Raw genomic sequence first — 19,790 nt, 5'->3', positions numbered from 1 at the left:
TGTAGAGGTCCTTGATCGGATTGTAGCCCCCCGCCATGTCGCCATAGATCGTGGCGTAGCCCACCGCGACCTCGGACTTGTTGCCGGTGGTCAAGAGCATCTCGCCGAACTTGTTGGATTGCGCCATCAGCAGCAGCCCGCGGATCCGGGACTGGATGTTTTCTTCGGTCAGATCGGCGGGGCGGTCACCGAAGAGCGGGGCCAGGGCCTCGGTCACGGCGGCGCGCGGGCCTGCGATGCTGACGGTGTCATAGCGGCAGCCCAGCGCCCTGGCCGCTGCAGCGGCATCGTCAAGCGAGCCTTGCGAGGTATATTCCGAGGGCAGCATCACGCAACGGACGTTCTCGGCCCCCAATGCATCGGTGGCAATGGCCGCAACGATCGCGCTGTCGATGCCGCCCGAGAGCCCGAGCAGGACCTTTGTGAAGCCCGTTTTGCGCATATAGTCGCGCAGGGCTTCGACCATCACGCGATAGTCCTGCTCGATCGATGGCGCGAGCGTCGCCTTCGGACCATCTTCGGCCACCCAGCCCTCATCGGTCTGCGCAAAGGTCAAATGGGCGATTGCCGCGTCGAATTGCGGCAGTTGCGCCGCGAGTTTCCCGCCACGGTTCAGCACGAAGGACCCGCCGTCGAACACCTGATCGTCCTGCCCGCCGACCATGTTGAGATAGATCAGCGGCACCTCGTTCTCGATCACGCGGGCGACCATCGTGTTCATCCGGATCGGGAACTTGTCGCGGAAATAGGGCGAGCCATTGGGCACCAGAAGGATCTCGGCGCCGCTTTCGACCATGGCTTCGCAGACGTCGGGATACCAGGCGTCCTCGCAGATCGGATTGCCGATGCGCGGGCCGTTCTCGAATGCGAAAGGCCCGCCGATATCCGCGCTTTTGAACAGACGCACCTCGTCGAAGACATTGAAGTTCGGCAGGAAGTGCTTCTTGATCGTTGAAACGACGCGCCCCTGCCGCAAGGTGAAATAGGCGTTGTAGAGTCTCTTGTCTGCGACAAGGGGACCGCCGATCGCCAATGCGGGACCATCGGCGCAATCACGGGCTAGCGCCTCAAGATGGGCCATCGCATCATCGACGAAGGCGGGCTTGGCGATCAGGTCCTGCGTCTGGTAGCCGACCAGAAACATCTCGGGCAGCGCCACAAGATCGGCACCCACAGCTTTGCCCGCCGCCCATGCGTCGCGCGCCTGTTGGGCATTGCCCGAGATATCGCCGACAGTCGGATTGAGCTGCGCAATGGTGATGCGAAAGCGTTTTGTCATAGTTTTGTCCCAATGGCTTGCCATGGATGTAGCAGACTGACACGCGGTGGGAAGCCGATAAGGTGGCGTGCGCGTGATAGAGATTGTCACCAGCGGCAGGCTTTCCTAAGCTGAACGGGGAACTGAGGGAGACACAGATGGCAGCCTTTGGCATTCGCAACGGTGTAGCAATTGCAGCCCTGATCGCAGGGCTGGCGACAACGGCTGTCGCGCAGGACATCCAGACCAAGCAATATGACGACGGTGGCGTCTACGAGGGGACCTTCCTTGACGGCAAGCAGCATGGCACCGGAACCTACCGACTTCCCAACGGCTACGAATACACCGGCGAATGGGTCGAGGGCGAGATAAGCGGTCAAGGCGTCGCGGTATTTCCGAACGGATCGGTCTACGAAGGCACCTTTGCAGCGGGCAAGCCCGAAGGGCAGGGTCGGATCACGTTCGCCGACGGCGGCACCTATGAGGGTGATTGGATCGACGGCAATATCACGGGCTCTGGCATCGCCACCTATGCCAATGGTGTCGTCTACGAAGGCGAATTCCGCAACGCGATGCATCACGGCACAGGCACGATGACCAGCCCCGGTGGCTATGTCTATCAGGGCGCATGGGAGAACGGCCAAAAGCAAGGCGAGGGTGTGATCACTTATCCCGATGGCTCGGTCTATGAAGGCACGCTTGTCGCAGGTGAACGTGACGGCACCGGCACCCTGACGATGATCGACGGCATGGTCTATGCCGGCGCATGGGTTGACGGACGGATCGAAGGGGTCGGAACGCTGACCCAGCCGAACGGTGATGTCTACGAGGGAACCCTTGTCGACGGGCGTCGCGAAGGTCTGGGCAAATCGACCTATGCCAATGGTGACATCTACGAGGGCGAGTTCCTGAATGACCGCCGCCATGGCACCGGCAAGTTCACGGCCACCGACGGCTTTACCTACGTCGGCCAATGGGCCGATGGGCAGATCGCGGGCGAGGGCGAAGTGACTTATGCCGACGGCTCGGTCTACGTGGGCAGCTTTGCCGCCGACCTCGCCAATGGCAACGGCAAGATCACCTACCCCAACGGCGCCACCTATGAGGGCGAGTGGGTCAACGGTGTGATCAGCGGCTCAGGGACCGCCACGTTCGAGAACGGTCTAACCTATGTGGGCGAGTTCCTCGAAGGCAAGCATCACGGCCAAGGCACGTTGACCTACCCTGACGGCTATGTCTACGAAGGCGAGTGGTCCGAGGGGCAGCGCAACGGCCAAGGCCGCGCGAGCTATGCCGATGGCACGGTCTACGTCGGGGCGTTCCTGAACGGCCAGCGGCATGGGCAGGGCGAGATCACCCTGCCGGACGGGTTCAGCTATGTCGGCGAATGGAGCGACGGTGAAATCAACGGCCTCGGCGTCGCGACTTATGCCAATGGCGATGTCTACGAAGGCAGTTTCGTCCGTGGTCGCCGCGAGGGTGAGGGGACGATGACCTATGCCAGCGGGCAAGAAGCTGTCGGCACATGGTCGAACGGCGCGCTGGTGTCGGAAACCAACGGGGACAACTGATCGCCTGCAAACGTGTCTCAGGGGGCCATCCTGCGGGGTGGCCTTTCTCGTCTCGCGCTAGACAGGCGCACCAGCGCTAAGCGCATCAAGGAAAATCCCGGCCTCTTTCAACACTGTCTTGCGCCTTTCCTCGTCCATCCGGTCCCAGACGCGATACATATTGCCCATGCGCGGATTGCCGTCGAAACGGTCGCGGTGACGGTCAAGAAAATGCCAGTAAAGCAGGTTGAAGGGGCAGGCATCTTTGCCGGTCTTGTCCTGCACGCGGTAGGCGCATTGCCCGCAATGGTCGGACATCTTGTGGATGTAATTGCCCGACGAGATATATGGCTTTGACGCAATGATCCCGCCATCGGCAAACTGGCTCATGCCGATGACGTTCGGGGCCTCTACCCATTCATAGGCATCGGCATAGACCGCCAGATACCACTCATGCACCTCGGCCGGGTTGATCCCTGCGAGCAGCGCGAAATTTCCCGTCACCATCAGGCGCTGGATATGATGGGCATAGGCCTCGGCCTGCGTCTGGGCGACGGCCTGCTGCATGCAGCGCATCTTGGTCGGCCCACCCCAATAGACAGGCGGCAGTTTGCGCTGGGCGTTCAGGGCATTACGCGTCACATAGTCCGGCCCTTCGTGAAAATAGATGCCGCGCACATATTCGCGCCAGCCGATGATCTGGCGGATAAAGCCCTCGACCGCGTTGAGAGGGGCATCACCATCGCGATAGGCCGCCGCGACCTCATGACAGACCTCCAGCGGGTCCAGCAGGCCTGCGTTGATGTAAAGACCGATCACCGCATGATAGAGAAAGCGGTTGTCGTCCAGCATGGCATCCTGAAAATCGCCGAAATGGGGTAGACCGCCCTTGATCCAATGGGCGAGATGCCGTCGCGCCTGCCCGGCGTCGGTTGCAAACCAGAAGTCGTCGAGAGAGCCGAAATTGTTGCCGAACCTGTTCCGCACGAGGTCCAGCACCTCTTGCACGGTGTCATCCGGCGCAAACCGCATCGGTCCGCCATAGGACACCTCATCAGGTGCGGGTTTGCGGTTGTCGTGGTCATAGTTCCACTTGCCGCCTTCGGGCTGGTCCCCATCCATCAAAAGGCCCGTCTTGCGGCGCATGTCGCGATAGAAATACTCCATCCGCAGCGCCTTGCGGTCCTTCGCCCAGGTATCGAATTCTTCGTGGCTGGCGATAAAGCGGCGATCCGGCAGGCAGTGGGTCTTGAGCGGCATATCCCCCAAGGCCTTGATCAACCGCCATTCACCCGGTTCGGTGTAGACGACACCCGTCGCGTCGCATTCTTCGGCGCGGCGAAGCAACTCGCCCGTGATGCTGCCCGCGTTCTGCGGATCATCGAGCCTTGTGTAAGCGACCCGCCAACCGTCACCTTCAAGCCGGGCTGCGAATTTGCGCATCGCGGCAAAGGTGAAGGCGATCTTCTTGGGATGGTGCGGGACATAGGATGCCTCATCCGCGACCTCTGCCATGACGACGACGTCCTGCGACTTGTCCGTCTTTTGAAGCGCGGTCAGATCCGGTGAAAGCTGATCTCCGAGAACCAGAACCAGCCTCACCAGACGATCTCCTTGCCGGCATAATCGAAAAATCCGCCTGTCCGGTCCGGCGTCAGCCCCATGATCACGTCCAGCAGGTTTCGTGCCGCCTGTTCTGCCGGCACGGTCTTGTGCCGCCCTGCGTAGTCGGCGGTGAAGGGCGTTGCGACGGTGCCGGGGTGCAGGGCCACGCAAATGGATTGCTTGTGGGACCGGCCAAGCTCGATCGCGGCCCCGTGCACGATCTGGTTCAGGGCCGCCTTGGACGCCCGATAGGAATACCACCCGCCGATCGTGTTGTCGCCGATAGACCCGACCCGCGCCGAAAGAACCGCCATCACCCCGCGCCGGTCCCGCGGCAAAAGGTCGGCAGCATGGCGCAGGATCAACGCCGGACCAAAGGTATTGACGGCAAAGACCTGCTGCATCTGCGCGGCAGTGATCGCGGAAAGGCTCTTTTCCGGCGCACCGCCTTCGGGGGCGAGGATGCCGAGGGCGACAAACACAAGATCAAAGGGGCCGCCAGACTGGGCCAGCGCCGTTTGCACGGCATCCGGATCGGTCACATCGAACCCATCGTCGCGCCGCGAAAGCCCGGTCACAGCCCAGCCGCGCGCGCGCAGTTCGCCCGAAACCGCCGCACCGATCCCGCCACTTGCGCCGATGACCAAGGCGCGCTGTCTGCTGTCTTCACTCATGACCCGCTAGTTAGAGCGTCCCGACCGAGGTTCCAGCGATGCGCCGCCCCTCATTTTGCCAAAAATGCGCATCTTCGGCGCAAAAGGCTTTTCAAGCCCGTCGTGGTTTGTATAGTCGCCCCCATGATGACCCGCGCCCATATCACCAATGCAGCCTCTTCGGGGCTGATTTCGCGCGACATCCTACGCCTTAGCAGCCTCTGAGCGTGCCTTTCGGCGCGACCGCTCAGAGGGGACCAGCGCCGGTTTTTTCACGCTAAGGACAAAGGACCACCAAAATGACCAAAGACCGTGTGTTGATTTTCGACACAACCTTGCGCGACGGCGAGCAATCCCCGGGCGCGACCATGACCCATGACGAAAAGCTGGAAATCGCCGAGATGCTCGACGAAATGGGCGTCGATATCATCGAGGCGGGTTTTCCCATCGCCTCGGAAGGGGATTTCAGGGCGGTAAGCGAAATCGCCATGAGGGCCAAGAGCGCCACCATCTGCGGCCTGGCCCGCGCCAACTACAAGGATATCGACCGCTGCTGGGAGGCCGTGAAACACGCCAGATCCCCGCGCATCCATACCTTCATCGGCACCTCGCCCCTGCATCGCGCCATTCCCAACCTGACCAAGGACGAAATGGCCGAGCGGATCCACGACACAGTGACCCACGCGCGGAACCTTTGTGACAACGTCCAATGGTCGCCGATGGATGCCACGCGGACTGAATGGGACTATCTGGCCCGTGTCGTCGAAATCGCGATCAAGGCCGGTGCGACCACGATCAACATCCCCGACACCGTCGGCTACACCGCACCTGTCGAAAGCGCGGACCTGATCCGCCGTCTGATTGCGGAGGTCCCCGGCGCAGACGCAGTGATCTTTGCCACCCACTGCCACAACGACCTTGGCATGGCGACCGCCAACTCTCTTGCCGCGGTCGAAGGTGGGGCGCGTCAGATCGAATGCACGATCAACGGGCTGGGCGAACGCGCCGGCAATACCGCGCTGGAAGAGGTGGTGATGGCCCTGAAGGTTCGCGGCGATATCATGCCCTATGAAACCGGCATCGACACGCGCAAGATCATGGCGATCTCGCGCCGCGTGGCGACCGTCTCGGGCTTTCCGGTGCAATTCAACAAAGCCATCGTCGGCAAGAACGCCTTTGCCCATGAAAGCGGCATCCATCAGGACGGGATGCTGAAAAATTCCGAGACCTTCGAGATCATGCGCCCCGAGGACGTAGGGCTGGCAGGCACATCGCTGCCCTTGGGCAAGCACTCTGGCCGCGCGGCGCTGCGGGCCAAGTTGAAGGACATGGGGTTCGAACTGGCCGACAACCAGTTGAACGATGTCTTTGTCCGGTTCAAGGATCTGGCCGACCGCAAGAAGGAAGTCTTTGACGACGACCTTATGGCGCTGCTGACCCAGAACGAAAGCGGTGACGATCGTCTGAAGCTGAAATCGCTGCGCGTGATCTGCGGCACGACCGGCCCCCAGACCGCCGAGATGGTCTTGGAGATCGACGGCGAAGACGTCGCGACGACCGCCACAGGCGACGGTCCGGTCGATGCCACCTTCAACGCGGTCAAGGCGCTGTTCAGCCATGGCGCGCGGCTGCAGCTTTATCAGGTCAACGCGGTGACCGAAGGCACCGATGCACAGGCGACGGTCTCGGTCCGCATGGAAGAGGACGGGCGCATCGCGACGGGTCAGTCAGCCGATACGGACACCGTCGTCGCCAGCGCAAAGGCCTACATCAACGCCCTGAACAGGCTGCTTGTCCGGCGGGAAAAATCCGCGCCCGGCCATGACACGAAGGAAATCAGCTACAAGGACGCCTGAGGCATTTCGCGACGACTCGGGCGCGACAGCGGCGGTATGCAAAGCGTGCCGCCGCTTGCGCGTGTCCGACCGGTGCCCCGGAACATGCCGGTTGCGGGATTGGATCGATCGCAAAAGTGCAAGCCTTTCGCCCGCTTGATCCGCCCGGATCACCCCTGAAAATCGCAAAAGTACAAGAAGCGATATGCCGCCGCGTTTCCCCACGCGAGGGCTTCTATCCCCTGCCCTGCCGCTCTATAACCATGCGGTGGCAGCGATCGCGCGATTTCGCTGGTCACGGGCAATTTTGGGGAAAGACTGATCTGATGGGTCTCTTGCGTGGACTGTTTTCGTCTGATATGGCGATCGATCTCGGGACAGCGAACACGCTTGTGTTCGTGAAGGGCAAGGGGATCATCCTCTCCGAACCCTCGGTGGTGGCATACCACGTCAAAGACGGCGTCAAGAAGGTGCTGGCGGTCGGCGAGGATGCAAAGCTGATGCTGGGCCGCACCCCCGGTAGCATCGAGGCGATCCGTCCGATGCGTGACGGGGTGATCGCGGACTTCGATACCGCCGAAGAGATGATCAAGCACTTCATCCGCAAAGTGCATCGGCGCACGACCTTCTCGAAACCGAAAATCATTGTCTGCGTGCCGCATGGGGCAACCCCGGTCGAGAAGCGGGCGATCCGGCAGTCGGTGTTGTCGGCAGGTGCGCGCCGCGCCGGTCTGATCGCCGAGCCGATTGCCGCCGCCATCGGGGCAGGTATGCCGATCACGGACCCGACCGGCAACATGGTCGTCGACATCGGCGGCGGCACCACAGAGGTCGCAGTCCTGTCGCTTGGCGATATCGTCTATGCGCGCTCGGTGCGCGTCGGCGGCGACCGCATGGACGAGGCGATCATCAACTACCTGCGCCGCCAGCATAACCTGCTGATCGGCGAAAGCACCGCCGAGCGGATCAAGACATCCATCGGCACCGCACGGATGCCCGATGACGGGCGCGGCCAGACGATGCATATTCGCGGGCGCGACCTGCTGAACGGTGTGCCGAAGGAAACCGAGATCAGCCAGGCCCAGGTGGCCGAAGCGCTGGCAGAGCCGGTCCAGCAGATCTGCGAAGCGGTGATGACCGCGCTCGAAGCCACGCCGCCGGATCTGGCTGCGGATATCGTGGACCGTGGTGTAATGCTGACCGGCGGCGGGGCGCTGCTTGGTCAGCTTGACCTTGCGCTGCGCGAACAGACCGGCCTTGCGATTTCGGTCGCCGACGAGTCACTTAATTGTGTGGCGCTGGGGACCGGACGGGCACTGGAGTATGAAAAACAGCTGCGGCATGTGATAGACTACGATAGCTGACCGAACAGACGAGGGATAAGCCGCCCTTGGCACGTGACAAATCCAGTGAAGACTACATTGGCCCGATCCGCAGATTGCTGTTCGGCGTGATCGTCTTTGCGCTGGTGGCCCTGTTTCTTGTCTGGCGCATCGACAGCCCCCGGGTCGAACGGCTGCGCGCGCAAGCGATTGATACCTTTGTGCCCTCGTTTGCCTGGGCCATGGCTCCGGTCACCGGTGCGGCGAAACTGATCAGCGATTTCCAAAGCTATCAGCAGTTGCGCGCGCAAAATCAGGATCTGCGCCGCGAGTTGCAGCAGATGAAAGCCTGGCGCGAGGCGGCGCTGCAACTGGAACAGGAAAACGCCAAGCTTCTCGATCTCAACAATGTCAGTCTCGATCCACAGCTGACCTTCATCACGGGCGTGGTCATCACCGACAGCGGATCGCCCTTCCGGCAGTCGGTGCTTGTGAACGTCGGCGCCCGCGACGGCATCATCAACGGCTGGCCGACAATGGACGGGATCGGGCTTGTCGGCCGGATCGCAGGGGTCGGCCGCAAGACAAGCCGCGTGCTTTTGCTGACCGATACATCCAGCCGCGTTCCCGTGATCATCCAGCCTTCGGGCCAGCGCGCCATTCTGGCGGGTGACAACACGCTTGCGCCGCCGATCGAGTTTCTCGAGAACCCTGCCCTTGTGCGCCCCGGCGACCGTGTCGAATCCTCGGGCGATGGCGGCGTCTTCCCCTCGGATCTTTTGGTTGGGCAAGTGGTCCTGGGGACCGATGGACGGTTTCGGGTGCGACTTGCCGCCGACTATGGGCGGCTGGAATTTCTGCGCGTCCTGCGTGCCCAACCCCACGAGCGGATCGGCGACCCCGAGGGGCTTGTCGGTCCCCAGGGCGAGTTCTTCGGCCCCGCCGTGCCGGGCACGTTCAACCCTGCCGCACTGACACGAAACGAGGTCGGTGATGGCTGAGCGGGTTGATGGTCGGATATGGGTATTGCGGGGTCTGTTCGTCCTGCTGGCATTCGCCCTGATGGCGGTGGCGCTGGTTCCGCTGGATATGCGCCCCTCGACCTGGGCGGGGCCCGACCTCTTGCTTGCGGTCGCGCTGGCTTGGGTGGTGCGGCAACCCTCTGCCCTGCCGATCGGGGTGGTGACGATTGTGTTTCTGATTGCCGACCTGTTGCTGATGCGGCCCCCGGGGTTGTGGGCCGCACTTGTCGTGGTTCTGACCGAGGCGATCCGTCGCCGGCACAGCGAGTTTCGAAGCATGTCGTTTCTTGCCGAATGGGGGACTGTCGCCGGTGGGATCGTCGCTGTCGCTTTGGTCTATCGGACAATCCTGTTCGTTCTGGCGGTGCCACGCCCCCCGCTGGGTCTGTCGGCGATGGAAACGGCCGCAACGGTCATCGCCTACCCGGTCGTCGTGCTCTTGGCACATTTTCTTTTCGGTATTCGCAAGGCCACCCCCGGTGACATGGGTGGCAAGAGGCAGGCAACATGAAGCGGACCCCCAAAGAAACAGCACAAAGCGCGCGCATGATCAGCCGCCGTGCCCTTGTGGTCGGCGGGGTGCAACTGGGCGTGGTCGGGGCGCTGGGCTGGCGGCTGCGCGACATGCAGGTCGAACAGGCGGATCAGTTCCGTCTGCTCGCCGAGGAAAACCGCATCAACATCCGCCTGCTGGCCCCCGAGCGTGGTTTGATCTTCGACCGCAACGGGATCGCGATTGCGGCCAACGAACAGAACTACCGCGTCGTCATGGTGCGCGAAGATGCAGGGGACGTGGGCGAGGTTCTGGCCCGCCTGACCGAGATCGTCGACATCGCCCCGCTCGACCTGACCCGCGCCATGGAAGAGATGCAGCGCCGCTCGCCGTTTGTGCCGGTCACGATCACCGACCGGCTGAGTTGGGAAGACGTCGCGGCGATCAATCTCAACACCCCCGCCCTGCCGGGCATTCAGGCCGAAGTCGGCCTCAGCCGCGTTTACCCTTGGGGTGCCGACCTTGCCCATGTGGTCGGTTATGTCGGTCCGGTCAGCGATTTCGACCTCGGCCGGATCGAGGACCCCGATCCGCTGCTGCAGATCCCGAAGTTCCAGATCGGCAAGACGGGCGCGGAAAACAAGCTGGAACACTCGCTGCGCGGCAGTGCGGGCACCCGCCGGATCGAAGTGAACGCCGCAGGCCGGATCATGCGCGAGCTTGACCGGCAGGAAGGCGACCCCGGCAAGGACATCCAACTGACCATCGACAGCCGTCTGCAAAGCTATGCGCAGGCGCGGATGGATGGGCAATCTGCTGCCGCGGTCGTGATCGACCTCGAAAACGGCGACCTGCGCGCCGTCGCCTCGGCGCCGTCGTTCGATCCCAACCTCTTTGTGCGTGGCATTTCGGTTGCCGACTGGAACAGGCTGAACGCCGACAAGTATCGCCCGCTTGCCGCCAAGGCGGTGCAGGGCACCTACCCGCCCGGCTCGACCTTCAAGATGATCACCGTCATGGCCGCGATGGAAGAGGGGCTTGTCGCGCCGGATGAGACTGTCTTTTGCCCCGGCTACACAGACGTCTTCAACATCCGCTTCCACTGCTGGAAGCGCGGCGGGCATGGCAACATGAACCTGCATGAAAGCCTGAAGCAAAGCTGCGACTGCTACTATTACGAGGTCGCCCAGCGCGTCGGCATCGACAAGATGGCCGAAATGGCCCGGCGGCTGGGGCTTGGCGTGCGTCATGACCTGCCGCTGTCCGCCGTGGCCGAAGGGCTGGCCCCCGACAAGGACTGGAAGGCCCGCGTGCGTGGCGAGGAATGGCGGATCGGCGACACCGTCAACGCCTCGATCGGTCAGGGCTACAATCTGGCCTCGCCGCTGCAACTGGCCGTGATGACGGCGCGCTTGGCCACCGGTCGCGTCGTGACACCGCGCCTTGTTCGCCTGATCGACGGGGTCGAACAGCCCAGCGGGATCGGCGAAAGCCTCGGGATCAATGAAAACACGCTGCGCCGGATCCGCGCCTCGATGGATGCGGTCTGCAATCACCGGCGCGGCACGGCCTATGGGTCGCGGGTGCTGGCCGAAAACCACAAGATCGCGGGCAAGACCGGCACCAGTCAGGTCCGCCGGATCACCCCCGAAGAACGCGCCGCAGGGATCATCAGGAACGAGGACCTGCCGTGGGAAAGGCGCGACCATGCGCTGTTTGTCGGTTACGCCCCGGTCGAGAACCCGCGCTATGCCGTGTCTGTCGTGGTCGAGCATGGCGGCGGTGGATCAGCGGCCGCCGCCCCGATCGCTCGGGATATCCTGTTGCAGGCGCAATATGGTGGGCCGCCACCACTTGAAGCCTATCCCGAAAACCTCCGCGACCAGATCGCCGAGCAGCAGCGCCAGATCAGCGCCCGGATACCTGACGGCGCCAAACTGCGTGGCCGCGCATGAGCTATCTTGAATACAACACCAAATCGGTGCCGACCGGCCTGCGCAAGGTTCTGTATCTGAACTGGCCGATCATCCTGCTGCTGATCGCTGTCGCCTCTGCCGGTTTCCTGATGCTCTATTCCGTGGCGGGCGGATCGGTGCGGCCTTGGGTCGAGCCGCAGTTCCAGCGATTTATCCTTGGCCTTGTTCTGATGCTGGTCGTCGCGATGATCCCGATCTGGTTCTGGCGCAACATGGCCTTTCTTGCCTATGCCGGCTCGGTCGTCCTGCTGCTTGGGGTGGAATTCTTCGGTGAAGTCCGCATGGGCGCGCAGCGCTGGATCGATCTTGGCTTCATGCGGCTGCAACCCTCGGAGCTGACCAAGATCACGTTGGTGATGTTTCTTGCCGCCTATTACGATTGGCTGCCCAACAAGAAGACCTCGCACCCGTTCTGGGTCATCGTGCCGGTCTTTTTCATCCTGCTGCCGACCATGCTGGTGCTGAACCAACCCGACCTCGGCACGGCCATATTGCTGCTGATCGGCGGGGCGACCATGATGTTTCTGGCCGGTGTCCACTGGGCCTATTTCGCGACCGTGATCAGCGCGGGTGTGGGCGGCATCGTGGCCGTATTCCAAAGCCGTGGAACACCATGGCAATTGCTGAAGGACTATCAGTATCGGCGGATCGATACCTTTCTTGACCCGTCGAACGACCCGCTGGGTGCAGGCTATCACATTACGCAGGCAAAGATCGCGCTGGGTTCAGGGGGCTGGACGGGGCGCGGTTTCATGCAAGGCACCCAGTCGCGGCTGAACTTTCTGCCCGAAAAGCATACCGATTTCATCTTCACGACGCTGGCCGAGGAATTCGGTTTCATCGGGGCTTTTACGCTTTTGATGCTCTATCTGTTGATCATCATTTTTTGCGTGATCTCGGCCCTTGGGAACCGTGACCGCTTTGCCTCGCTTCTGACGCTCGGGATCGCGATGACTTTCTTTCTGTTCTTTGCCGTCAATATGGCGATGGTCACAGGCCTTGCCCCCGTCGTTGGCGTCCCCCTGCCGCTGGTCAGCTACGGCGGTTCGGCCATGCTTGTTTTGTTGGTGGCTTTCGGTCTGGTGCAAAGCGCCCATGTTCATAGGCCCCGCTGATGCTGAATATCCTTTTCTCGGCCAAACCCGCTGCATGGGAAGAATATCAGGCACCGCTTCTTGAAGCTTTTGCCAAGGTAGACCTCAACGTGCATTTATCGCGCGATCACGCGCCCGAGGATGTGGACTACATCATCTTCGCGCCAAACGGCCCCGTCCGTGATTTTCGTCCCTATACACGAACCAAGGCCGTGATGGGCCTTTGGGCGGGCGTCGAGACCATCGTGAACAACGAAACCCTGACCCAACCCCTCTGCCGATTGGTGGACGACAGCCTGACAGACGGGATGGTCGAATGGGTCACAGGGCACACGCTGCGGCATCATCTGGGGATGGATAGACACATCCTTGGGCAGGACGGGGTCTGGCGGGATGACAGTTTCCCGCCTCTTGCCAAGGACCGCCCCGTGACGATCCTCGGGATCGGGGCGCTTGGGGCGGCCTGCGGGCAGGCGCTGCATTGCTTGGGGTTTCCCGTCACAGCCTGGAGCCGAAGCCGGAAAAGCCTGTCGAACCTGCGCTGCCTCTCGGGCGAGGACGGGTTGCGCGCGGCCCTGACGGGTGCGCAGATCGTCATTCTGCTGCTGCCACAGACACCTCGGACCGCGAATATCCTGAACGCGGACAGGCTTTCCCTGCTGGCGAGGGGCGCTTTCATCATCAACCCCGGGCGCGGCCCGCTGATCGACGATGACGCCTTGCTTGCGGCCCTTGACAGCGGTCAGGTCGCCCATGCGACGCTGGACGTCTTCCGCACAGAGCCTTTGCCCGCAGACCACCCCTACTGGTCCCATCCGCACGTCACCGTCACCCCCCACATCGCCTCGACCACGCGGCCCGAAACGGCAGCCGAGGTGATCGCGGGCAATATCCTGCGTGGCGAAAGGGGCGCGCCGTTTCTCTATCAGGTGGACAGGACGCGCGGCTACTAGCGCAGTTTCGGCGGCGCGTCAGGGTCCATGCCCGGCGCGCCCGGAACATGCGGCTTTGGCGGCTCGGGCAGATCGAACCGCAGACCAACTTTGGCCAGATGCGCGGCCAGCGGATCGGACGATCTGACAAAGACCACATCCATCATGCCGGCCTCGATGCCGGAAAATGTCAGCGCCTCGCTGGCGGCCGAGGCAAGGGCCTTTTCTGCCCCGTCAACCGCATCGACATAGGCAAGCACATGCCCGCGCGCACCGTCCTCATAGGTCGCCGCAGCGAGATAGGCAGAGCGTGCCAGACCGGCGGCAATGGCCAACTTGCGGTCAAGGGCCGTCACGACCGCCTCGGCCAGGCCCTTGGGTGCCAGAATTTCGGTCAGTCGCGCTTCGGTTTCGTCCGGTCCGTGTTGCAGGGTCTGCACCAGCCAGTCCACCGCCTCGGCGGGGATCAGCATGGCCGAGGGTGCCACGTCAAGGTTCAGCGCCAGACCGATACCCTGTCCCTGCAACATCTGCGCCAGTGCCCGCCCGGGCAGTCCGGCATAGGGGGCCACGCGCCCCACGAATTGCGCCAGACGTTCCTCGCGGTCGAAGACAAGCGTGAACCGCTGGTCCTCGAGTTCGAAGAGTTCCGGCGTGATCTGCTCGTTGACGGCCTCTTCGCCCAAAAGCATGAACAGCTCTGTATCGGCCAGACGCTCGTAGAAACGCAGGCGCGCGGCATCGTCATCGGGTGCGGCTTCCATGGCCGCATGGGCCTGATCAAGATCGGTCATTCCAGCACCTTCGCGACTGTGGCACGCAGGTCCGGCAGAAGCGCGGCCGCGAACCACGGGTTGTTCTTCAGCCATCCGGTATTGCGCCACGACGGATGAGGCAAGGGAAAGACGCGCGGTGCAAGGTCGCGCCAGCCCTTGACGGTCGCCGTGACGCCAGCGCGGGTGCCCAAATGCCAGCGGTGGGCATATCCACCGACCAGCACGGTCAGCGGAACCTCGCCCAGTGTCGCCATGACCTGATCATGCCATGTGGCCCGACAGACAGGGGGTGGGGGCAGATCGGCACCTTTGGCGTCATAGCCCGGAAAGCAAAAGGCCATCGGGACAATGGCGATCCGGCTGCGATCGTAGAACGTCTCTTCGTCCAGCCCAAGCCAGTCGCGCAGCCGGTCGCCCGAGCGGTCGAAGAACGGCTTGCCGGCCTCGTGAACCCGCAAGCCCGGGGCTTGGCCCGCGATCAGGATACGCGGTGACGCGCCGAACCAGACAACCGGTCGCGGCGCATGTCGTGTCGCGGTTTCGGCAAAACGCCCCGCACATATCCGGCAGGCTGCGATCTGGTGTTGCAGGGGCAAGGGGCTTTGCATGGCCGACATACTAAAAGACTGGCCGCCAACCGCCAGCTTTCAGGCGCGGTTCGACCTCACGGGAATGTCGCTATATTCCTGCCGCATTGCCAGTATATGGAAACAGGGGCGGGTTCTTCATAATTTGGCCCCATACCGGTCAGCGCAACGATACGAGCAACAAGGTCCGCATGCTGGAGTTTCATGAAGTCAGCAAGTCGTTCTGGACGGGAACGCAGCGCAAGGTCATTCTCGACCGCGCGTCCTTCCGCGTGGAACTGGGCAAGTCCTTGGGCATTCTTGCGCCGAACGGCACCGGCAAGACGACGCTGATCAATATGATGGCAGGGCTGGAAAAGCCCGATGAGGGGACGATCCGGCGTGAATGCCGCATTTCCTTTCCGGTGGGCTTTACCGGCGGCGTGAACCCGCGTCTTTCGGCAATGGAGAACGCGCGCTATGTGGCGCATATCTATGGCCTCGATCCCGACTATGTCGAAGCCTTCTGCCGCTGGCTTTGCGATCTCAAGGAATATTTCGACCAGCCGATCGGGGTCTATTCCGCGGGCATGCGGGCGCGCTTTACCATGGCGCTGACCCTGTCGCTGGAATTCGACATGTATCTTGTCGACGAAGGCATGCCCGGTGCCGTCGATGCCGAATTCAACCGAAAGGCCGGCGAGGTCCTGCGCCAGCGGATGGAGAAATCAACACTTGTCATTGTCTCGCACAGCCCGCAAACGCTAGAGCGTTTTGTGAAATCGGCCGCTGTGCTAAAGAATGGCCAGTTGCACATGTTTGACTCACTCGAAGAGGCACGCGTCCTTTATGACTACCAAACCGACCATTAAGCGGTTTCAGGTGCGCCGCCGATCAGAAACGGCAGCGGAAGCTCCTGCACCGGTAGAGACCGAAAGCCCGGATGCGGGCAGCGCAGAGGGAACCGCCAAGCTTTCCCATGCCGAACAGATCGCCGCGATCAGCAAGGAAGGCCTGTCCGCGCGGCAGTTGCGCATGGCGCGGCGTGTCGCGCTCAAAAACGGTTTTGAGGCCTCATCCGACTATGACGCCGTGCGCCAGCTTCGCGCAGCAGGGATCGACCCCTTCCAGCGCAGCTCGGTCGTCAATCTGGTGACGCCGGACAAGAAAACCAACCTGGCCAAGAAGGGCCGCATCCAGCTGCCTGAAGTGACGAAAAACGGGCAGCTCACGACCCCCGACCAGGGCGTGCAGGACGCGGCGCGGCGCAACGCACAGGAAATCCTGCAAATCCAGCGCGACATCGCGCGGCGGCGCAAGCGCAAGCTGCTGCTGCTCTGGACGCGGCTGTCGATCTTCATCCTTCTGCCCACATTCGCGGTCGGCTGGTACTTCTACAACATCGCCACACCCATGTACGAGACCAACGCCGAGATCGTGATCCAGCAGGCCCAGCCGCAGGGCGGCGGTGGCGGCGGCCTTGCGACCTTGTTTCAGGGCACCTCGATGGCGACACAGCAGGACAGCATCGCGGTGCAGTCCTATCTTGCCTCGCGCGAGGCGATGGTGCGCCTGAACGAAGATCACGGGTTCAAGGCGCATTTCAGCGATCCCGCCATCGACGGGATCCAGCGTCTGCCCCCCGATGCGACAAACGAAGATGCCTATGGCGTCTATCAGGATCACGTCCGGATCAGCTATGACCCGACAGAGGGCCTGATCCGCATGAAGGTGATCGCGACGGATCCCGTCAATAGTTATGAATTCTCGCAAGCGCTGATCGGCTATGCCGAAGAACAGGTCGACCAGTTGACCAGTCGCCTGCGCGCCGACCAGATGGCGGGTGCCCAGCAAAGCTACGAAGACGCCGAACGCCGCCGCGCCGAGGCGCTGGCGACCTGGCTTGCGATACAGGAACGGGTCGAACAGATCGATCCCCGCACCGAAACATCGGCCCGTATGGCCCAGATCAACAGCCTCGAAAGCGAGCGTCAGCGACTGGAACTGGTGCTGCAATCCCGCCTGAACGTGGATCGCCCCAGCGAGGTGCAGGTCCAGACACTGCGCGACCAGATTGCCAATATCGACCAGCTGATCGCCGAACTGCGGACACAGCTGATCAGCGGAACGGGCGACGAGATCTCGCTTGCGCAGCGCAACACCGAACTGCGCACGGCCGAAGAGAACTACAATTTCCAGACCGTCATGGTGCAGCAGGCCCTGACCCAGATGGAAACCGCGCGGATCGAGGCAAACCGGCAGGTCCGCTATCTGTCACAAAGCGTCCGTCCCGTGATCCCGGATGCGGCCACCTACCCCAAGGCCTTCGAGAACACGCTGCTTGCTTTCCTGATCTTCTCGGGCATTTATCTCATGATCTCACTGACCGCTTCGGTCCTTCGCGAACAGGTCAGCGCCTGATGCATAAAGTCGATATCGGCCCCCTTTCGGTCAGCAACGACCTGCCCTTGCTTGTCATCGCTGGCCCCTGCCAGCTTGAAGGCACCGATCACGCGCAGATGATCGCGGGCAGGATGGCCGAAATCTGTGCCGCCCATGGTGCGCAATTCGTCTTCAAGGGCTCTTACGACAAGGCCAACCGCACCTCGCTGGGCGGCAAGCGCGGCCTTGGCATGGATGAAGGTCTGAAGGTCATGCAGTCCGTCAAGGACGCGATCGGCTGCCCCGTGCTGACCGACATCCATACGGCCGACCAATGCGCCACCGTGGCCGACACCTGCGACATCCTGCAAATTCCCGCCTTTCTGTGCCGCCAGACGGACCTTCTGCTGGCTGCAGGCGAGACGGGGGCGGTCATCAACGTCAAGAAGGGGCAGTTTCTTGCCCCGTGGGACATGCCCAATGTCGTCTCCAAGATCGAAAGCACGGGCAACAAGCGCATCCTGCTGACCGAGCGGGGGGCGTCCTTTGGTTATAACACGCTGGTTGCCGACATGCGGTCGCTGCCGATCATGGCCAAGACCGGTTATCCGGTGGTCATGGACGCGACCCATTCGGTCCAGCAGCCGGGCGGTCAGGGGGGATCCTCGGGCGGCCAGCGCGAATTCGCGCCCGTGATGGCGCGCGCAGCGGTCGCGATCGGGATTGCGGCGGTGTTCATTGAAACCCATGAGGACCCCGACAATGCACCCTCTGACGGGCCGAACATGATCCCGCTGGACCAAATGGATGGGCTTGTGAAAGGCCTGATGGCCTTTGACCGGCTTGCCAAAGCCGATCCGCTGCGGGTCTAGGCGAGGCTGCTGGTGAGACTCGTCCTTTTGCTTTTCGGCTTCCTTGCCATCGCCCAGTTGGCAGGGGCCCAGGACACGACTGCCCCGATCTCGACGGCAACTTCTGCGGCAGACGACGCCGCCATTGCGACCCGCATCCGTGACATCCTTGCTGAACTCGGGGGCTACGACGACATCACAGTCACCGTCAGCGAGGGCGTTGTGACCCTGCGTGGAACCACGATCACGATGACCGAGGCCGCAGCCCTCAGCCCTCTTGCGGGACGGGTGGAGGGGGTCGTCGCGGTCCGCAACCAGGTTGTCGAGACGACCGATATCAGCCGCAGGCTCGACCCCGCCATCGGCCGCTTCCGCGACAGGATCGACCAGTTCATCGCCTTCCTGCCGCTGGCGCTGATTGCGCTTGGGGCCTTCCTGCTGGTGATCGCGATGGGTTTTCTGATCGCGCGGATGCGGCAACCTTGGGAAAGGCTGGCCCCCAATGCCTTCATTGCCGAGATTTACCGCCAGTTGGTGCGGATCACCTTCCTGATCTTCGGGATCGTGATCGCGCTCGATATCCTCAGCGCCACGGCCCTGCTGGGCACGATTCTGGGCGCGGCGGGGATCATCGGTCTGGCGCTGGGCTTTGCCGTGCGCGACACGGTCGAGAACTTCATCGCATCGGTGATGTTGTCGATCCGCCAGCCGTTCCGGCCCAATGACACGATCGAGATCAACGGCGATATCGGCAAGGTCATCCGTCTGACAAGCCGCGCGACGATCCTTCTGTCCTTTGACGGCAATCACATACGGATCCCCAATGCGACGGTCTTCAAAAGCCGGTTGATCAACTACAGCCAGAACCCAGAGCGGCGTTTCATGTTCGTGATCCCCGTGGTTCGTGGCACCGACCTTCTTGTTGCGCGCTATCTTATGGAAGACACGGTGAAGGGCCTGCCCTTCGTTCTTGAAGAACCGCCCGCACAGGTCTGGATCGAAACGTTGCAGCCGGACGGTGTCGAGATGGTCGTGACCGGTTGGGTCGACCAGACGGCAACCTCGATCGTGCAGGCCAAGGGCGAGGCATTGCGGCAAGTCAAGCTTGCCTTGCTGAACGCGGGCATCGGCATTCCGGATGCGTCACAGACGATCGAGATCAACCGCGACAGCGCCCCGGTTCAGGTCGCACGACCGAGCGAGAGCAAAGCGGTCGCAGCCGTCGAAGCCCGCGAAGACGCCGCATTGGAACGGATCGTCGACGCCGAGCGCGAGCAGGGCATGACCGAGGATCTCTTGCACGAAAACAACCCGAAGGAATAGGCGCATTTCTTTGACATTCAGGGCTTGAACCGCCCCCGCCTTCACAGTAACAAGCGTCTCGCTGTTGGGGTGTAGCCAAGCGGTAAGGCAGCGGTTTTTGGTACCGTGTACCGTAGGTTCGAATCCTACCACCCCAGCCAGCGATCTTCCTG

Annotated in this window: 17 protein-coding genes and 1 tRNA gene; 13 read left to right on the top strand and 5 right to left on the bottom strand. The window is 62.3% G+C overall.

Going from position 1 to position 19,790, the window contains the following annotated elements; all coding sequences use genetic code 11:
• The coding region (locus V7N12_RS09685; protein ID WP_333714305.1) for an NAD+ synthase at positions 1 to 1,279 on the bottom strand (1,279 nt) is incomplete at its 3' end.
• A 137-nt stretch (positions 1,280 to 1,416) separates the two neighbouring features.
• Between V7N12_RS09685 and V7N12_RS09680 the strand changes: the two genes are divergently transcribed.
• Positions 1,417 to 2,829 carry an MORN repeat-containing protein gene (locus V7N12_RS09680; protein ID WP_333714304.1) on the top strand — a complete coding sequence of 471 codons (1,413 nt, stop codon included), beginning with the start codon at positions 1,417 to 1,419 and terminating at the stop codon, positions 2,827 to 2,829.
• Between the two features lie 57 nt (positions 2,830 to 2,886).
• On the opposite strand, the gene V7N12_RS09675 is transcribed toward V7N12_RS09680, so the two are convergent.
• Both V7N12_RS09675 and V7N12_RS09670 read right to left on the bottom strand, forming a co-directional pair.
• On the bottom strand, positions 2,887 to 4,410 hold the full coding sequence (locus V7N12_RS09675; RefSeq protein WP_443089954.1) for a cryptochrome/photolyase family protein: 1,524 nt from the start codon (positions 4,408 to 4,410) through the stop codon (positions 2,887 to 2,889).
• On the bottom strand, positions 4,407 to 5,087 hold the full coding sequence (locus V7N12_RS09670) for an SDR family NAD(P)-dependent oxidoreductase (protein WP_333714303.1): 681 nt from the start codon (positions 5,085 to 5,087) through the stop codon (positions 4,407 to 4,409). The genes V7N12_RS09675 and V7N12_RS09670 overlap by 4 nt, the downstream gene beginning before the upstream one ends.
• 278 nt (positions 5,088 to 5,365) lie before the next feature.
• Here V7N12_RS09670 and V7N12_RS09665 point away from each other — a divergent pair, with 278 nt between their 5' ends.
• The 7 genes from V7N12_RS09665 (at position 5,366) to V7N12_RS09635 (ending at position 13,761) form a co-directional block, all read left to right on the top strand.
• Complete coding sequence (locus V7N12_RS09665) at positions 5,366 to 6,922, top strand: 2-isopropylmalate synthase (RefSeq protein ID WP_333714302.1); 1,557 nt, start codon at positions 5,366 to 5,368, stop codon at positions 6,920 to 6,922.
• 305 nt (positions 6,923 to 7,227) lie between these two features.
• The gene (locus V7N12_RS09660; RefSeq protein ID WP_333714301.1) at positions 7,228 to 8,265 is read left to right on the top strand and encodes a rod shape-determining protein; all 1,038 of its coding nucleotides are present in this window, start codon (positions 7,228 to 7,230) and stop codon (positions 8,263 to 8,265) included.
• 26 nt (positions 8,266 to 8,291) lie between these two features.
• Positions 8,292 to 9,224: a rod shape-determining protein MreC gene (gene mreC, locus V7N12_RS09655; protein ID WP_333714300.1), complete on the top strand. Its 933-nt coding sequence runs from the start codon at positions 8,292 to 8,294 to the stop codon at positions 9,222 to 9,224.
• A complete protein-coding gene (locus V7N12_RS09650) occupies positions 9,217 to 9,756 on the top strand; it encodes a rod shape-determining protein MreD (RefSeq protein ID WP_333714299.1) in 540 nt (179 codons plus the stop codon). Before mreC ends, V7N12_RS09650 begins: the two co-directional genes overlap by 8 nt.
• Positions 9,753 to 11,693 carry a penicillin-binding protein 2 gene (gene mrdA / locus V7N12_RS09645; protein ID WP_333714298.1) on the top strand — a complete coding sequence of 647 codons (1,941 nt, stop codon included), beginning with the start codon at positions 9,753 to 9,755 and terminating at the stop codon, positions 11,691 to 11,693. Before V7N12_RS09650 ends, mrdA begins: the two co-directional genes overlap by 4 nt.
• On the top strand, positions 11,690 to 12,829 hold the full coding sequence (gene rodA, locus V7N12_RS09640; RefSeq protein WP_333714297.1) for a rod shape-determining protein RodA: 1,140 nt from the start codon (positions 11,690 to 11,692) through the stop codon (positions 12,827 to 12,829). Before mrdA ends, rodA begins: the two co-directional genes overlap by 4 nt.
• Positions 12,829 to 13,761, top strand: a complete 933-nt coding sequence (locus V7N12_RS09635) for a 2-hydroxyacid dehydrogenase (RefSeq protein ID WP_333714296.1) — start codon at positions 12,829 to 12,831, stop codon at positions 13,759 to 13,761. Before rodA ends, V7N12_RS09635 begins: the two co-directional genes overlap by 1 nt.
• On the opposite strand, the gene V7N12_RS09630 is transcribed toward V7N12_RS09635, so the two are convergent.
• Together V7N12_RS09630 and V7N12_RS09625 are read right to left on the bottom strand one after the other, a co-directional pair.
• On the bottom strand, positions 13,758 to 14,534 hold the full coding sequence (locus V7N12_RS09630; protein WP_333714295.1) for an SseB family protein: 777 nt from the start codon (positions 14,532 to 14,534) through the stop codon (positions 13,758 to 13,760). The genes V7N12_RS09635 and V7N12_RS09630 overlap by 4 nt on opposite strands.
• On the bottom strand, positions 14,531 to 15,124 hold the full coding sequence (locus V7N12_RS09625) for a uracil-DNA glycosylase family protein (RefSeq protein ID WP_333714293.1): 594 nt from the start codon (positions 15,122 to 15,124) through the stop codon (positions 14,531 to 14,533). The genes V7N12_RS09630 and V7N12_RS09625 overlap by 4 nt, the downstream gene beginning before the upstream one ends.
• Before the next feature lie 170 nt (positions 15,125 to 15,294).
• Between V7N12_RS09625 and V7N12_RS09620 the strand changes: the two genes are divergently transcribed.
• The 5 genes from V7N12_RS09620 to V7N12_RS09600 all read left to right on the top strand — a co-directional run bounded on the left by V7N12_RS09620 (position 15,295) and on the right by V7N12_RS09600 (position 19,778).
• Positions 15,295 to 15,954: an ABC transporter ATP-binding protein gene (locus V7N12_RS09620; protein ID WP_333714292.1), complete on the top strand. Its 660-nt coding sequence runs from the start codon at positions 15,295 to 15,297 to the stop codon at positions 15,952 to 15,954.
• Positions 15,932 to 17,503: a capsule biosynthesis protein gene (locus V7N12_RS09615; protein WP_333714291.1), complete on the top strand. Its 1,572-nt coding sequence runs from the start codon at positions 15,932 to 15,934 to the stop codon at positions 17,501 to 17,503. Before V7N12_RS09620 ends, V7N12_RS09615 begins: the two co-directional genes overlap by 23 nt.
• Positions 17,503 to 18,336: a 3-deoxy-8-phosphooctulonate synthase gene (kdsA, locus tag V7N12_RS09610; RefSeq protein WP_333714290.1), complete on the top strand. Its 834-nt coding sequence runs from the start codon at positions 17,503 to 17,505 to the stop codon at positions 18,334 to 18,336. The genes V7N12_RS09615 and kdsA overlap by 1 nt, the downstream gene beginning before the upstream one ends.
• A gap of 12 nt (positions 18,337 to 18,348) precedes the next feature.
• Complete coding sequence (locus V7N12_RS09605; protein ID WP_333714289.1) at positions 18,349 to 19,638, top strand: mechanosensitive ion channel domain-containing protein; 1,290 nt, start codon at positions 18,349 to 18,351, stop codon at positions 19,636 to 19,638.
• A 65-nt stretch (positions 19,639 to 19,703) separates the two neighbouring features.
• A tRNA-Gln gene (locus V7N12_RS09600) sits at positions 19,704 to 19,778 on the top strand.
• Positions 19,779 to 19,790: the final 12 nt, after the last annotated feature.

Origin of the sequence: Yoonia sp. (assembly GCF_036770585.1) — a bacterium.
Taxonomy (GTDB): Bacteria; Pseudomonadota; Alphaproteobacteria; order Rhodobacterales; family Rhodobacteraceae; genus Yoonia.
This window is presented reverse-complemented; position numbering and strand designations above follow the sequence as displayed.

Coding starts and splice junctions, on each gene's coding strand:
- V7N12_RS09625 (WP_333714293.1), bottom strand. CDS start 15,124: ATGCAAAGCCCCTTGCCCCTGCAACACCAGATCGCAGCCTGCCGGATA.
- kdsA (WP_333714290.1), top strand. CDS start 17,503: ATGCATAAAGTCGATATCGGCCCCCTTTCGGTCAGCAACGACCTGCCC.
- V7N12_RS09665 (WP_333714302.1), top strand. CDS start 5,366: ATGACCAAAGACCGTGTGTTGATTTTCGACACAACCTTGCGCGACGGC.
- V7N12_RS09635 (WP_333714296.1), top strand. CDS start 12,829: ATGCTGAATATCCTTTTCTCGGCCAAACCCGCTGCATGGGAAGAATAT.
- V7N12_RS09615 (WP_333714291.1), top strand. CDS start 15,932: ATGACTACCAAACCGACCATTAAGCGGTTTCAGGTGCGCCGCCGATCA.
- V7N12_RS09680 (WP_333714304.1), top strand. CDS start 1,417: ATGGCAGCCTTTGGCATTCGCAACGGTGTAGCAATTGCAGCCCTGATC.
- V7N12_RS09660 (WP_333714301.1), top strand. CDS start 7,228: ATGGGTCTCTTGCGTGGACTGTTTTCGTCTGATATGGCGATCGATCTC.
- rodA (WP_333714297.1), top strand. CDS start 11,690: ATGAGCTATCTTGAATACAACACCAAATCGGTGCCGACCGGCCTGCGC.
- mrdA (WP_333714298.1), top strand. CDS start 9,753: ATGAAGCGGACCCCCAAAGAAACAGCACAAAGCGCGCGCATGATCAGC.
- V7N12_RS09650 (WP_333714299.1), top strand. CDS start 9,217: ATGGCTGAGCGGGTTGATGGTCGGATATGGGTATTGCGGGGTCTGTTC.
- V7N12_RS09620 (WP_333714292.1), top strand. CDS start 15,295: ATGCTGGAGTTTCATGAAGTCAGCAAGTCGTTCTGGACGGGAACGCAG.
- V7N12_RS09670 (WP_333714303.1), bottom strand. CDS start 5,087: ATGAGTGAAGACAGCAGACAGCGCGCCTTGGTCATCGGCGCAAGTGGC.
- V7N12_RS09630 (WP_333714295.1), bottom strand. CDS start 14,534: ATGACCGATCTTGATCAGGCCCATGCGGCCATGGAAGCCGCACCCGAT.